Here is a 13,920-nt window from a genome sequence, read left to right as displayed (position 1 = left end):
CGGCAGGATGATGGGGAGCAGTGTGCCGCAGCCGGCACCCTGCCCGTCAACGCTTGCCGAGCTTGTCCAGCCGGTCCAGCAGGTTCACCCAGAAGGCCGCCGGCAACTCCGCCGACAACGGCACGGCGAAGTGCCACTCATTGGCGAAGGCCTTGCACTTCACCGCATCCTTCTCGGTCATCAGCACCGGCAGCTCGCTGCCGAAGCGCAGGTCCGAGGGCTGGTAGGCATGATGGTCGGCGAACGCATGCGGCACCACGCCGATGCCCTGGGCGCGCAGCATGTCGAAGAACCGCTGCGGATGCGCGATACCGGCCACCGCGTGCACGCGCTGGCCCCGGAAGTGCGCCAGCGTGCGCGCCCGCCCGCCCTGCAGCGGCTGGGCGTGGTCGATGTGCAGCTGCATCGGCCACTCGCCGAAGCCGCTGGCCGGCAAGGCGTCGGCGCCATTGCTGGCCTGGCCCATGTTCACGACGCGGAAATCGCAGTCGCGTGCACGGCTGGCCGGCTCGCGCAGCGGACCGGCCGGAATCAGCCGCCCGTTGCCATAGCGGCGCTGGGCATCGACCACTTCGATCTCGATATCACGGGCCAGCCGGTAATGCTGCAGGCCGTCGTCGCAGACGATGACGTCGCAGCCCGCCTCGACCAGTGCACGGCCGGCTGCCACGCGATCCGCATCGACGCGCACCGGCACGCCGGTCTTCCAGGCGATCAGCACCGGTTCGTCGCCGCCCAACGCGGTGGGGGTCGCCGCGTCCACCCAGCGCGGCGTGGCGGCCTCGTCGCGGCCGTAGCCCCGGCTGGCGACGCCGGGCTTCCACCCGGCCTCGCGCAGGCGGTTCACCAGCACGATGGTCAGTGGCGTCTTCCCCGTGCCGCCGGCCGTCACATTGCCCACGACGATCACCGGGACCGGCAGACTGTGACGCTTCAACCAGCGCCGCCGGTACAGCATCCGTCGCAGTGCGATCGCGCCGCCATACAGGGGGGCCAGCAGCCGCGCCGGCAACGGCACCGGACTGCCGTCATACCAGTACGACGGCGTCTGCGTTCCCTTGCCGGCCATCAGGACTGCCTTTCGCGGAACTGCATCTTGTGCAGGTGCTCGTACAGGCCGCCCAGCGCCAGCAGTTCCTCGTGGGTACCGCGTTCGACGATACGGCCGTGGTCCATGACCAGCACCTGGTCGGCGTGCTCGATGGTGGACAGGCGATGGGCGATCACCAGCGTGGTGCGCTCGGGCATCAGGCGCTGCAGCGCATCCTGCACGAGCCGCTCGGATTCGTTGTCCAGTGCCGCAGTCGCCTCATCCAGAATCAGGATCGGCGCATCACGCAGGATCGCGCGCGCGATCGCCAGACGCTGGCGCTGGCCACCGGACAACAGCGCGCCGTTCTCGCCGACCGGCGTCTGCAGCTGCTGCGGCATCCGCGCGATGAACTCCCAGGCATTGGCGGCCTCGGCGGCCGCGCGGATCTGTGCGTCGGTGGCGTCCATGCCGTAAGCGATGTTGGCGCCCACCGTGTCGTCAAACAGCATCACCTTCTGCCCGACCATCGCCACCTGGCGGCGCAGGTCCTCGAGCGGGTAGTCGTCCAGGGCCACGCCATCAAGGGTGATGCGCCCACCGCTGGGCTCATAGAAGCGCGGCACCAGCCGGATCAGGCTGGTCTTGCCACTGCCGGAGCGGCCGACGATCGCAGTCACCGTCCCCGGCCGTGCGACGAAGCTGATGTCGTCCAGCGCGATGCCGGTGTCTTCGCGGTAACGCAGCATGACGTGCTCGAAGGCCAGCTCGCCCTTGGCGCGACCGATGCGTTTGCGGCCCTCGTCGCGCTCGACCGGCATGTCCAGGATCGAGAACAGGCGTTCCGCAGCCGAGACGCCGCGCGCGATCGAGGACTGCACACTGGTCAGGCGACGCAGCGACGGGATGATGGCCGTCATGGAGATCATCAGGCCCATGAACTGACCCGCGTTCAGCCGCCCGGCCAGCGCCTCGCGCGTGGACACCCACACAATCACCGCCAACGCCAGCGCGGCCAGGAACTGCACCACGCTGGAGGCCGCCGCGCGGGTGGTTTCCACTTTCATGTTGAGGCCCAGCATGCGGTTGGCGAGGCGGGCATAGCGCGACATCTCGTGCGCCTGGGTGCCATGCACCTTCACTTCCTGCTGCGCGGACAGCGACTGCTCGGCCGTCTGCGCCATTGTCCCCATGCCGTCCTGGATGCCGCGGCTGATGCGCCGGTAGCGTTTGCCCACGAACGAGACGATGACGCCGATCAGCGGCACCACCACCAGCATCGCCACGGTCACCTTGACGCTCATCTGCAGCATCACCACCAGCATGGCAATGATGGTGAGCGTGTCGGCGACCAGGGTCTTGAGTGCGTCGGCACTGGCCTGGGTAACCTGCTCGGTGTCGAAGTTCAGACGGCTGACCATCACCGGCGTGGACTCGGCATCGAAATGCGACGACGGCAGGTGCAGGTACTTCTCCAGCACCTGCTCACGCAGATCGCGCACCACGCTGCGACCGGTGCGGGCCAAGGCGTAGTCACTGACGAAGGTCGCCGCGCTGCGCGCCACGAACAACCCCAGGATGGTCAGCGGCAGAATCACCGCCATGCGCGGTTCGGGGTTGACGAAGCCGCGGTTGACCAGCGGCTCCATCAGCTTGCTGAAGTGATAGCCGGCCAGGGCTTCGACCACCATGCCGATGACCGCCGCCACCATGAAGACCCAGTAGGCGCGGGTGTAACCCAGCAGGCGTTTGTAGATCGGCCAGACCGGCGCGTGTTTGCTGCTCATGGACGCACCTCGGGGGCCGTTGCGATGGCGATGCGCCGGAAGCCGAGCTGGCCGAGCGCATCCTGTGCGGTCACGACCGCCTGGTAGGGAGTACGGGCATCGGCGCGCAGCAGGACGGTCTGCTCGCGATCGGTGCCGGCGACCGCGGCGATGGTCTGCTTGACCGACTCGACGTCGGTACGCAGCACTTCCTGGTCGTTGATGAAATAGCGTCCTTCGGCATTCACCAGCACGCTCAGCGCACGCGGTGGCTCGGCGCTGTTCTGCTGGCTCGCCGTCGGCAGCTGTACCTGCAGCGTCGAGCGTGCATCGAACGTGGTGGTGACCACGAAGAAGATGATCAGGACCAGGATCACATCGATCAGCGGAACCAGATCGATATGCGGCTCGTCCTGGGTCCGGTCATTGCGGATGCGCATCCGTCAGCCCTTGACCGTCACGGGCGTACCCGCGACCGGTGCGGCAGCGGCAGGGCGGGCGGCACCGGTCATCACCCCGGGACGCGCATCGAGCGCGTCCAGCAGCGCGCCGGCCTCCTGTTCCATCTCGATCACGTAGCCGTTGATGCGGCCCTTGAAGTAGCGATGGAACATCAGTGCCGGAATCGCCACGATCATGCCGGTGGCCGTGCACACCAGCGCCTTGCCGATACCGCCGGCCAGCTGGTTCACATCGCCCACGCCGTGGTCGAGGATGCCCAGGAACATCTGGATCATGCCGACCACCGTGCCCAGCAGGCCGAGCAGCGGGCCGGCCGAGGCGATGGTGCCCAGGGCGTTCAGGAAGCGCTCCATGCGATGCACCAGGTGGCGGCCGGCATCTTCGATGCGCTCGCGGATCTGGTCGCGCGGGCGGTTGCGGGCTTCCAGCGCTGCCGCGAGCAACGCGCCCAGTGGCGAATTGGCCCGCAGGGACTGGATGTGGCCGGGATCAAGCTTGCCGCGTGCCGCCCAGTTGCGCACTTCCTGGCCCAGCCCCGGGGGCAGGACCTCATTGCGACGCAGAGTCCAGAAACGCTCCAGGACGATCGCCAAAGCCAGTACGCCCAACAGCAGCAGCGGCACCATCGGCCAGCCACCGGCCTTGACCAGTTCCCACACGTTTCAACCCTCTGGCCCTGCGGCCGCCTGTTTGACTGTCGATAGGATAGCAGTCGCCCGCGCCCGCTCCGCGGCATCCCACCAACGGGGCTGGAAAAGCCGCTGTTCACGCACCTGCAGGCCGTCCTGGCCCAGCCACACCCGCAGCGCGCCGCTGTCTGCGGTGGTGAGCACCTCCGCGCCCCGTGCCTGCCAGCGCGCCACCACCTCGTCCCGCGGATGGCCGAATCGATTGCCATGCCCGGCCGATACCAGTGCCAGCTCTGGCGCCACCGCGTCCACCCAGCCGGGCGTGGACGATCCGGCGCTGCCGTGATGCGGCACCACCACTACCCGGGCGGCCAGGCCCGGTGCGTCTTGCGCCAGCAGTGCCGCCTCCTCGCGGCGGCCTACATCGCCAGGCAGCAGGATCGCCCCGTGCGGCGTGGTGATGCGCAGCACGCAACTGGCGGCATTGCCGCGCCCGCCCTGCCCGGCCGGCGGGTGCAGCAGCCGGAAATCAACCGCATCCCAGCGCCAGCCGTCACCGCGACGGCACACGGCCGCCGGCATTGACAGCGCGCCCGACGGCGCCAGCAGCCGCGCCTCCGGATGGGACCGCCGCACGGCGGCCAGGCCGCCGACATGGTCCAGGTCGCCGTGGCTGAGGAGCACCCGGTCCAACACCGGCGTCCCCAGGGCGTGCAGGGCCGGGACAACCACCCGCTCGCCGGCATCGAAGCCGCCCGGTGCGGCCGGGCCGGCGTCGTACAGCAGCGCATGCGTGCGGGTGCGGACCAGCACCCCCAGGCCCTGCCCGGCATCCACCACCAGCAGTTCGACCTCCCCGTCGGCCGGCAGCGGCCGCGCCGGCCACAGCAACGGCAGACACAGCGCCAGCGCCGGCAACCGGCCGCCGCCGCCGCGCGGCATCAGCAGCCAGAACACACCTGCCACGGCCAGCACCAGCGCGGCCGGCCCGGCCTGCGGCAGCCACCACAACGCGAATGGCCGGCGGGCGACGTGGCCGAACAGCCACCAACTGGTGTCGAAGCACCACGCGGCCAGCTGCCACGGCCATCGCCCCGCGCCGCCGTACAGCGCCTCCAGCGCGGTGCCGAGCAGTGCCAGCGGGACCACGACCAGGCTCCACCAGGGAATGGCCAGCAGATTGACCAGCGGCCCCGCGCGCGACGCCTGGCCGAACCACGCCACCGTCAGGGGCAGCAGGCTCACCGTCGCCACGCCCTGCGCCCCGAGAAATGCGGCCAGCCAATGCCGGTCCGTCCCGGGCAGGCACCACACCAGCCACAGGACGCCGGCGAAACTCAGCCAGAAGCCCGGCGCGAGAACCGACAGCGGGTCGAACAGCAGCACAGCCAGTGCCGCCATTGCCAATGCCTGCCCCACGGTGACCCGCCGCCGGGTGCAGCGCGCGGCCGCGACGATGGCGATCATCAACACCGTGCGCACGGTAGGCAGCGCGAACCCGGCCACGGCGGCGTACAGTGCGGCGCCTGCGACCGCCGCCAGCGCCGCCGCCAGCGGTCGTGGCCAGTACCGCCCCAGCACCGGCAGCAGCCTCCAGGCCAGCGCTGCCATCCAGGCCGCGACCGCCGCGACCAGACCGACATGGAAACCGGAGATCGCCACCAGGTGGGTCAGCCCGAGGGCCCGCAGGTCCTCCCAGTCGCGGGCGGTCAAGCCGCGCGTATCACCGAGCGCCAGCGCCTGGACGAAGCGGCGCCCTTCCCCGCGTACCTGCTCCGCGATGGCCTGGGCCATGCGCTCGCGCCACGCCGGCAGGCCGGTCGGCGGGCCCAGCGCGCGGGCCCGATGCGGCGCGGTGACATAGCCACTGCCCGCCACGCCCTGCAGCAACGCTTGGCGTTCGGCATCGAAGCCGCCCGGGTTGCGCAGGCCACGCGGCGGCCGCAGCCTGGCGACCAGCGACCAGCGCGCGCCGGCACGCAGTGCATGACGCCCCTGTGACGCGTCCGGCCTGACCGGATCGTGCCAACCCAGCACCACCTCGCGTCCACGCAGCGAAACGGGCATGCCGGCGTCGTCGTCGATGCGGAAGCGGAAGCGCGTGCTGCGCTCGCCGTGGTGTGGAAGGTCGAGCACCCGGCCGCGCAGGGCATGTTCGGCCGGTGTCGCGGCGGCCGGCAACTGCAGTGCCAGGCCAGCATGCCCGTGCAGCGCCGCCCACCCCGCGCCCAGCAGCAACCCGCCACACCAGCGCCCGCGCGGCCACGCGCTCCAGGCACCCGCGCCGACAACGAGGCCACACCATGCGATGGCCACCGGCAGCAGGACAGGGGCAAAGACCACCGCACACACGCCACCCAGCAGGCTGGCGGCACAGGCCTTGCCAAACATCGGCACGTTGTCGGCGGTCGCAGCGGAGGACGAGCGTGGCATGGAAATCGGCGCGGCGATGGAACGGCCATCGTCTGCCGGCGTCATGGCAGCCACCATCAGACGCCACGGCTTGCGTGCGTCGGAATACTCCGGGGCGACAGGGTGATCGCCCCCCCTGCACATCGCCCGCAGGAGGACCAGAACGAAAAAGCCGGCCCAAGGGCCGGCTTCGTTCGTATCCACTTTTTCCTCTGACTGCTCAGGTACTTAAGTGGTGGGCGGTACAGGGTTCGAACCTGTGACCCCTACCATGTCAAGGTAGTGCTCTACCGCTGAGCTAACCGCCCGTTTCGTTCTGCGCTGCCGCGATTGCGTCGGTGCAGGCCGCGTATATTACGGACGTCGCCTGGGAAGAGCAACACTTTTGTGAAGATTTTTCACAAGACGTTGTTCAGCCCAAGCTCGCCTCTTTCAACTGGCGGATCTGATCGCGTACACGGGCCGCATCCTCGAACTCCAGATCGCGCGCATGCTGGTACATCTGCTGCTCCAGCACCTGCAGGCGCTTGGCGATCTGCGCCGGTTCCAGCGTCCGGTAATCGACCGCCTCCTCGGCGATCCGCCCCCCCTTGCCTTTGCCCTTGCCGCGGCTCTCCTTCTCGGCCGCTTCCGACCGCGCACCTTCCAGCACATCGGTAATGGGACGCAACACAGACTTGGGCACGATGCCATGCAGTTCGTTGTACTCCACCTGCTTGGCGCGGCGGCGGTCGGTCTCGTCGATCGCCGCCTGCATCGAGCGGGTGATGCGGTCGGCATACAGAATCGCCTTGCCGCGCAGGTTGCGTGCCGCACGCCCGATGGTCTGGATCAGCGACCCCGTCGAGCGCAGGAAACCCTCCTTGTCCGCATCGAGGATCGCCACCAGCGACACCTCGGGCATGTCCAGGCCTTCGCGCAGCAGGTTGATGCCGACCAGCACGTCGAACTTGCCCAGACGCAGGTCGCGGATGATCTCCACGCGCTCGACGGTATCGATGTCCGAGTGCAGGTACCGCACGCGGATGCCGTGCTCGGTGAGGTATTCGGTGAGGTTCTCGGCCATCCGCTTGGTCAGCGTGGTGACCAGCACGCGGTCGCCCAGCTTGATGCGCTCGTTGACCTCGCTCATCAGGTCGTCGACCTGCGTGCCCACCGGACGGATCTCCACCACCGGATCGATCAGACCGGTTGGACGCACCACCAGTTCGGTGATTTCGTCAGCGGCTTCGCGCAGCTCGTACGGTCCAGGTGTAGCGGACACATAGATGCTGCGCGGGCAGCGTGCCTCCCATTCCTCGAATCGCAGCGGACGGTTGTCCAGCGCCGACGGCAGGCGGAAACCGAACTCCACCAGGGTTTCCTTGCGCGAACGGTCGCCCTTGAACATCGCGCCGATCTGCGGAATGGTCACGTGCGATTCGTCGATCACCAGCAGCGCATCCGGCGGCAGGTAGTCGAACAGCGTCGGCGGCGGCTCGCCCGGCGCTTTGCCGGTGAGATGCCGCGAGTAGTTTTCGATGCCGTTGCAGAACCCGACTTCGGCCATCATTTCCAGATCGAACTGGGTGCGCTGGGCAAGACGCTGCGCCTCCACCAGCTTGTTCTGCTCGTACAGCTGCTCAAGCCGCACCTTCAGTTCGGCCTTGATGGTATCCACTGCCGACAGCACCCGCTCGCGTGTGGTGGCGTAGTGGGTCTTGGGATAGACGGTATACCGCTGCAGCCGCCGCAGGCTTTCACCGGTGAGCGGATCGAACATGCTGATCTGCTCGACCTCGCCGTCGAACAGCTCGATGCGTACCGCTTCGCTGTCCGATTCGGCCGGGAACACATCGATCACTTCGCCGCGCACGCGGAACGTGCCGCGGTGCAGTTCGTATTCGTTGCGGGTGTACTGCAGCTGGGTAAGGTGGTTGATCAGATCACGCTGGTCGATGCGCTCGCCCTTGGACAGAATCAGGCGCAGCGACAGGTAGTCCTCGGGGGCACCGAGGCCGTAGATCGCCGACACCGTGGCCACCACGATCGCGTCCGGCCGCGACAGCAGCGTCTTGGTGGCGGCCAGGCGCATCTGCTCGATGTGTTCGTTGATCGAGCTGTCCTTCTCGATGAAGGTGTCCGACGACGGTACGTAGGCCTCCGGCTGGTAGTAATCGTAGTAACTGACGAAATACTCCACCGCGTTGTGCGGAAAGAAGGCCTTGAATTCACCATACAGCTGCGCGGCCAGCGTCTTGTTCGGCGCCATCACCAGCGTCGGTTTCTGCACCTGCTGGATCACATTGGCGATGGTGTAGGTCTTGCCGGAGCCGGTCACGCCGAGGAGGGTCTGCTTGGCGACACCCGCCTCGAAGTTGGCCGTCAGCTTCTCGATCGCCGCTGGCTGGTCGCCGGCCGGCGAGTACGGGGAAACAAGTTCAAAGCGATCGCTCATGGTGCCGCCACTGCCCGGGCCCTCCAGTATACCGGGGGCCTTGGTGACGGCTGGCTGAGGGCTATGCCGAGGCCCGCGGCCGGGATGTGCCGATACCGCCCACCGCGCGGACCGCGCACTGTCGATACCTCCGCTGTTAAGGACGTTTCCGATGCGCCCGGTTACCCGTCCCCCTCCGCAGGCGGCCGGCCTGTCCCTGATCCAGCTGCTGCTGGTGCTGGGCCTGCTGGCGGGGCTGGCCGCGCTGGCCTTGCCCGGCTTCCAGGATGTGCTCGATCGGACCCGCGTGGATACGATGCGGATGCAGCTGCTGACCGCATTCGCCGCCGCGCGCAGCACGGCGATCAGCCGCCGCCATGCCGTCAGCGTGTGCGCAAGCGACGATGGGCGGCATTGCAGCCTGGACTGGAGCGCAGGGTGGTTGATCTACCGCGACCGCCGCCGCCAGGATCAGCCGGCCGCGCCGGACGACGTGCTGCATTACCAGCCGGGCCAGCGCGCGCGTGGCATCCGGGCCACCGCCACGTCCGGACGCCCCACCCTGCGCTATGGCGCCAATGGGCGCAGCCTGGGCAGCAATCTGACCATCGCGCTGTGCCTGCGCGACGAGCGGCGTGGCGATGTGATCGTGAACAACACCGGGCGTGCGCGATCCCTGACCTACCGCGGCACCGAACCGTGTCCCTGAGCGGCGCGGCCGCCGAGGCAGTGCCGGAAACGACAAAAGCCGCGATTTCTCGCGGCTTCTGCATGATCTGGCGCCCGAAGTTGGACTCGAACCAACGACCCCCTGATTAACAGTCAAGTGCTCTAACCGGCTGAGCTATTCGGGCGGGGAGGCGAATTCTAGAGGTTGCCGCGTGACGATGCAACACCCTGCCCCGTTCCGCATCACCAGCAGCCGGACACCGTCGCCTCGGCCGGCGTCTTGACACTGGCCTGGTTGATGGTCAGCGTGCCGCACTTGTCCTTCGCCTGCGTGCCCTGGGGCGTAGCGGTGATGGTGAACGTGGCCGGGGTCTGCTGGATGGTGAGCGCGTACCACGCCGAGCCGCCCTCGCGCGGGGTCTGGGTCGCGCCCAGTGCAAAGCCCGCGTAGGTGTTGTTCACGGTATGGAAACGCTCGGCCATCTGGCTGTACTCCACCATGTCCGCCTTCGCCTGCGCACGCCGCGACTTGCGGATCTGGTCCTGGTAGGACGGATACGCAATTGCGGCCAGAATGGCGACCACCGCCACGGTGATCATCAGCTCGATCAGGGTGAAGCCGGGGGCTCCGCGGCGATGGCCGCGGAACCGGTTGGAAAGCATCGAACGCATGTGCGGTCTCCGTTACTGGATCTGGCGCCAGGATTGGCGACCACAGGGATAAGGCAGGTACATCGGCTGGGCGCCGGCCACATTGACCACCATCCAGCAGCCGCTGCCCGGCACGGTGGGCGGTGCGGCACCGCCGCCCGGGTTGGCAGGCGCCTGCAGACGCGGCACCACCGACACCGCCACGTCCTTGACCGGAGCGGAGCCGCCGGTATCCAGCGCGACCGCCGCCGTGCCCGCCGCGTAGGACTTGCCGCCCGGCGAGCCCAGCCGGACGGTCGACAACGCCGCCGCACCGGAACGGGCATCCAGGCCGAACAGCCAGTTCTTGCCGACGGTGCTGCAGCCCGTCGAGTTGAGCAGGGCCGCGTAGGTCGGCATGAACACCACGCCGGCGACCACGTCCGGATAGCCGATCATGCGCTCGCCCCGCGGCAGATCGATGTACCACCCCAGGGGCCCGGTGGGCCGGGTTCCCGTCGTCATCGAGCGCGAGACACCATCGCTGCCCACTTGCACCGCATATGGCTGCAGGTTGTCGCGTGTGACGGTCGTGATGGTGGCACCGGAACGATCGGTAAAGGCGTACAGCGACTGCGTGGTTTCATCCGCCACGTCATTGGCGAAGGAGAAGCTGCCGGTACCGAACATCAGCAGCACACCACCGCCCTCGCCCGAGGCGGCGACCAGGCCGCCAAGAATCGGCTGGCGGTAGGTCATCCGCGACTCGACGCGCGACAGCGTGGTGAACACCGGCTTGCTCACCTTGTTGCCACTCTCAAGAAGATCGAAGCGCCACACGGCACCGTTGGCATCGGCGCCATACACGGTATCGGCGTACCCATCGCGCACCATCCGCGTGGAGTCGCCATTGTCCTTGCGATCCAGCACCACGATGTTGCCCAGCCCGTTGACCCCCGACGGCGCCCCCGTGCCGGATTCGGCGGCTTCGATCATGCGCACGTTGGGCGATCCGGTGCCGATGTCCACCACGAACAGCACCGCCTTGCCGCTCTTGCTGTTGTAACCGTTGCCGAAGATCGCCTTCCAGCTCACGGTGTTGCCTGACTTGAACGGCACGATCACCGGCTTGCCGAGCACAAAGCCGATGTTGTTCCGGATATCCGTAGAGCCGCCGGAAATGTCGTTGATCTCCCACAGGCGGCTGCTGGCGCCGAAGTTGTCCGGCTTGGTCACGTCCAGCGCGAACACACCCCGCCCGCCGGCACCGGTGGTACCGACCAGAGTGGTGTGCCAGGCGCCATCGTAGTGACTGTCGCCCACGGTCACCGGACCGTCGACGAAGTACCGGTGCGGCACCTGGTCCTTGGCGTTGAGCGGGTTGTAGGGCTTGAGCAGGTTGCCCATGTGGCCCAGCGAGGTCTCCGGAATGTAGGCAAACAGCTCACGTCCGCCATTGCCGGCGGTTTTGCCCTCCGCATCCAGACCGCCATCGAAGGCGTGCAGCATGCCGTCATTGGCGCCCACATAGACCATGTAGCGGTTGTTCAGCTTGGTCTTCAGGTACGCCGCATAGGTCGAGCCCGGCGTATCCGTCAGCGCGCCATAGCCGAAGTCGTCGATCGGGGCGCTGATCTGCGGCGACGAATTGATGATGTCACCCAGGATCGTGGTGCGGTCGCGCAGCTTGCCGCCGTTGCGGACCTCGCCGCTCGCATCGCCGCGCAGATAGGCGGTGGCCGACGCATCCGTGGCCAGGCCAGTCAGCCCCGCGCTGTCGCAGCGGCTCATGCCGGGGTAGAGGTCGGTGGGCGTGCCACAGAGCATGTCCAGCGTGACCGTCGGCGAAGTGAATTCGCTGATGCCGTTACCGTTGGCAAAATAGATCTTGCGCGAGGCCGCAAGCGGGAACTTGCTGCTGGCCTCCCAGATCGGGGTGTAGACCGCTGCCCGGGTGCTGGGATTGACCGAGACCTGATTGGCGGCCAGACGACTGAACCAGTCGGTACCTTCATTGGCCACTTCATAGGTCGGAGTGACGGTCAGCGAGCCGGCGCCGATGCGCGCACCCGTCAACGCGATGCTGCCCGACGGCGAGGAGCCGGCGGCGACGGCGGACAGCACACGGCGCATCGCGGCGGTCACTTCGGCCGGGGTCTTGGCGTTGATGAACTCACCGCGGGTGTTGATCGCGGCATGCCACAGTTCGTCGATGACGCGGCCGTCATCCGAGTCCATCGGCTTGCCGTTGCCATTCCAGTTCGGTGCGGTCGTGTACGGATCCTTGGTCGCCGCCTGGTTCACTTCATAGATCTTGCCCTGGGCGCCCAGCGTCACGCCGTAGAAGTTCATGTGCAGATTGGTCTGGCAGTCCAAGCGCTTCCAGTCCGCCGAGGTCTTGCTGAGCGTGCTGCACTGCTTGCTGACCGGCACCTGCCCGGCGGGGAACCCGTCGTCGGTGCGGAGCGGTACCAACGGTCCGTCGTAATAAGCGGCCGCGATATCGGCAATGGTGTTGCTGTAGCTGTCGCCAAACGGCGCACCACTGAAGTGCGTGGTGCCCGAGGAATCGGCGTTCCCGTAGTCGGTGCCGTCGGGGACCTTGCTGGAGGTGTTGGTGTAGCCGTCGGTAAACAGCATGCCGCCGTTGCGCTGGCACGCCAACGCCACCGGCGCGCCGGGCCCGGTGCGGCTGAACTGCTTGCCCAGGAAGTCCACCGCTTCGCGGTTCGGCGTACCGCCGTTGGGCGCCAGGCTGTAGATCTTCTTGTACAGGTCGGCGCGCTGCTTCACCACGTCGTACATGGTCACGTCGACAAGCTTGTTGATGGTGAAGTAGCCCACCCGCATATTCTCGATCTCGCGCATGGCATGCGAGGACGAGCCCACCATCGACAGGATGCGATTGCGGTGGTACTGGAACCAGTTGGCGAAGTTCTTGATGGCGTCGTTGTAGCCGCTGTCGTAGTTGTCCGAGATGATCGTGTAGCGACGCAGATTGCAGGACGGACCACAGGCGTTCTTGATGATCGGGCGGTTGGCGTCGGCGGTCTTGTATCCGGCCGGGGCCGGCGCCGCTTCCGGCAGATAGAACGTGGCCGGGAAATACTGCAGCGGAACCGTGCAGTTGGTCGGTGCCACCCAGGCCTTGTCCAGCGCGACCCACTGCTTCTTGGCATCGGGCAGACCGTCGTTGTTCGAGATCACGTTGCCACGACGATCGGTATAGGTGGTGTTGCAGGTCTCGCCGCTGGAGTAATAGACCGTACCCTTGGGCAGGGTCATGCCCGTGAGGATGCTGTAGGTTTCAGAGGTCAGCGCACGTGAGGTCGTCAGGTTGTAGATGACGTTGTAGCCGGTTTTGAAATCCGAACGCGGATCGGCACGGGTGCTGCCCGGCACCGCCGCATCCCACAGACCCGCAGCTCCCACACCGTCGGCCTTGCGCCACGGCTCGTAGGTCACGGCCGGATTGAAGTAGCCGGCGTTGTAGGCAGGCGAGCGCGCAAAGCCGAATTCATCCAGCGGTGGAACGGCACGGCCGGGGGTGTAACTGGCGTTGTAGCCGTTGTGCGGGAACAGATAGACATAGCAGTCCACCGAGTTGTTGTTGCAACCAGCACCCACGTTGTAGAACACACCTGCCGACTTGAAGAAACTGCTGCCGTTCCACTGCAGGCGCCCGTCGCCGCCGACGAAGATGCGCTCGAACGTCATCGAGTTGGAATCGTCGACGGCCATGATGAAGGCCGGGGGCGCCGAGCTGACCGAATTGAGCGGCGCCGTGGCGAGTTCGCCCTGCCCCTGGGCAGCGAACAGGCTGTACATGAAGTACAGGCCGGAACCGAGCAGCAGCACACCTGCCCCTGCGGTGATACCGAGTTTGCGGGAAATCATGTCGGCAGC

The 13,920-nt window shown here is 67.3% G+C and carries 8 protein-coding genes, 2 tRNA genes and 1 pseudogene; 1 reads left to right on the top strand and 10 read right to left on the bottom strand.

Features of this window, described 5'->3' with window-relative positions; all coding sequences use genetic code 11:
- Positions 1-46: 46 nt before the first annotated feature.
- The 7 genes and pseudogenes from lpxK to uvrB form a co-directional block, all read right to left on the bottom strand.
- Positions 47-1,069, bottom strand: a complete 1,023-nt coding sequence (lpxK, locus tag ACPEH1_RS02065) for a tetraacyldisaccharide 4'-kinase (protein WP_166472823.1) — start codon at positions 1,067-1,069, stop codon at positions 47-49.
- Positions 1,069-2,817: a lipid A export permease/ATP-binding protein MsbA gene (gene msbA / locus ACPEH1_RS02060; RefSeq protein ID WP_136006983.1), complete on the bottom strand. Its 1,749-nt coding sequence runs from the start codon at positions 2,815-2,817 to the stop codon at positions 1,069-1,071. Before msbA ends, lpxK begins: the two co-directional genes overlap by 1 nt.
- Entirely contained in the window at positions 2,814-3,236 is a 423-nt protein-coding gene (locus ACPEH1_RS02055) for an ExbD/TolR family protein (RefSeq protein ID WP_136006985.1), read from the bottom strand. The genes msbA and ACPEH1_RS02055 overlap by 4 nt, the downstream gene beginning before the upstream one ends.
- Positions 3,237-3,239: 3 nt before the next feature.
- Positions 3,240-3,917: a MotA/TolQ/ExbB proton channel family protein gene (locus tag ACPEH1_RS02050; protein WP_136006988.1), complete on the bottom strand. Its 678-nt coding sequence runs from the start codon at positions 3,915-3,917 to the stop codon at positions 3,240-3,242.
- A pseudogene (locus tag ACPEH1_RS02045) lies at positions 3,808-6,365 on the bottom strand (DNA internalization-related competence protein ComEC/Rec2). Before ACPEH1_RS02045 ends, ACPEH1_RS02050 begins: the two are co-directional and overlap by 110 nt.
- Positions 6,366-6,532: 167 nt before the next feature.
- A tRNA-Val gene (locus ACPEH1_RS02040) sits at positions 6,533-6,607 on the bottom strand.
- A gap of 104 nt (positions 6,608-6,711) precedes the next feature.
- Entirely contained in the window at positions 6,712-8,736 is a 2,025-nt protein-coding gene (uvrB, locus tag ACPEH1_RS02035) for an excinuclease ABC subunit UvrB (protein WP_136006990.1), read from the bottom strand.
- 151 nt (positions 8,737-8,887) lie between these two features.
- Between uvrB and ACPEH1_RS02030 the strand changes: the two genes are divergently transcribed.
- Positions 8,888-9,424 (top strand): GspH/FimT family protein, encoded by a 537-nt coding sequence (locus tag ACPEH1_RS02030; RefSeq protein ID WP_423715158.1) that lies wholly within the window; start codon positions 8,888-8,890, stop codon positions 9,422-9,424.
- Between the two features lie 68 nt (positions 9,425-9,492).
- Here ACPEH1_RS02030 and ACPEH1_RS02025 read toward each other — a convergent pair.
- The 3 genes from ACPEH1_RS02025 to ACPEH1_RS02015 all read right to left on the bottom strand — a co-directional run bounded on the left by ACPEH1_RS02025 (position 9,493) and on the right by ACPEH1_RS02015 (position 13,911).
- A tRNA-Asn gene (locus tag ACPEH1_RS02025) sits at positions 9,493-9,569 on the bottom strand.
- Between the two features lie 58 nt (positions 9,570-9,627).
- The gene (locus ACPEH1_RS02020) at positions 9,628-10,056 is read right to left on the bottom strand and encodes a type IV pilin protein (RefSeq protein ID WP_017356384.1); all 429 of its coding nucleotides are present in this window, start codon (positions 10,054-10,056) and stop codon (positions 9,628-9,630) included.
- A gap of 12 nt (positions 10,057-10,068) precedes the next feature.
- The gene (locus tag ACPEH1_RS02015; protein WP_017356383.1) at positions 10,069-13,911 is read right to left on the bottom strand and encodes a pilus assembly protein; all 3,843 of its coding nucleotides are present in this window, start codon (positions 13,909-13,911) and stop codon (positions 10,069-10,071) included.
- Positions 13,912-13,920: the final 9 nt, after the last annotated feature.

Origin of the sequence: Stenotrophomonas sp. NPDC077421 (assembly GCF_049545505.1) — a bacterium.
In the GTDB taxonomy this organism is placed as follows: Bacteria; Pseudomonadota; Gammaproteobacteria; order Xanthomonadales; family Xanthomonadaceae; genus Stenotrophomonas; species Stenotrophomonas nematodicola.
This window is presented reverse-complemented; position numbering and strand designations above follow the sequence as displayed.

Excerpts from the sequence above, each read along its gene's own strand:
- lpxK (WP_166472823.1), bottom strand. The coding sequence starts at position 1,069 with ATGGCCGGCAAGGGAACGCAGACGCCGTCGTACTGGTATGACGGCAGT.
- msbA (WP_136006983.1), bottom strand. The coding sequence starts at position 2,817 with ATGAGCAGCAAACACGCGCCGGTCTGGCCGATCTACAAACGCCTGCTG.
- ACPEH1_RS02055 (WP_136006985.1), bottom strand. The coding sequence starts at position 3,236 with ATGCGCATCCGCAATGACCGGACCCAGGACGAGCCGCATATCGATCTG.
- uvrB (WP_136006990.1), bottom strand. The coding sequence starts at position 8,736 with ATGAGCGATCGCTTTGAACTTGTTTCCCCGTACTCGCCGGCCGGCGAC.
- ACPEH1_RS02030 (WP_423715158.1), top strand. The coding sequence starts at position 8,888 with ATGCGCCCGGTTACCCGTCCCCCTCCGCAGGCGGCCGGCCTGTCCCTG.
- ACPEH1_RS02020 (WP_017356384.1), bottom strand. The coding sequence starts at position 10,056 with ATGCGTTCGATGCTTTCCAACCGGTTCCGCGGCCATCGCCGCGGAGCC.
- ACPEH1_RS02015 (WP_017356383.1), bottom strand. The coding sequence starts at position 13,911 with ATGATTTCCCGCAAACTCGGTATCACCGCAGGGGCAGGTGTGCTGCTG.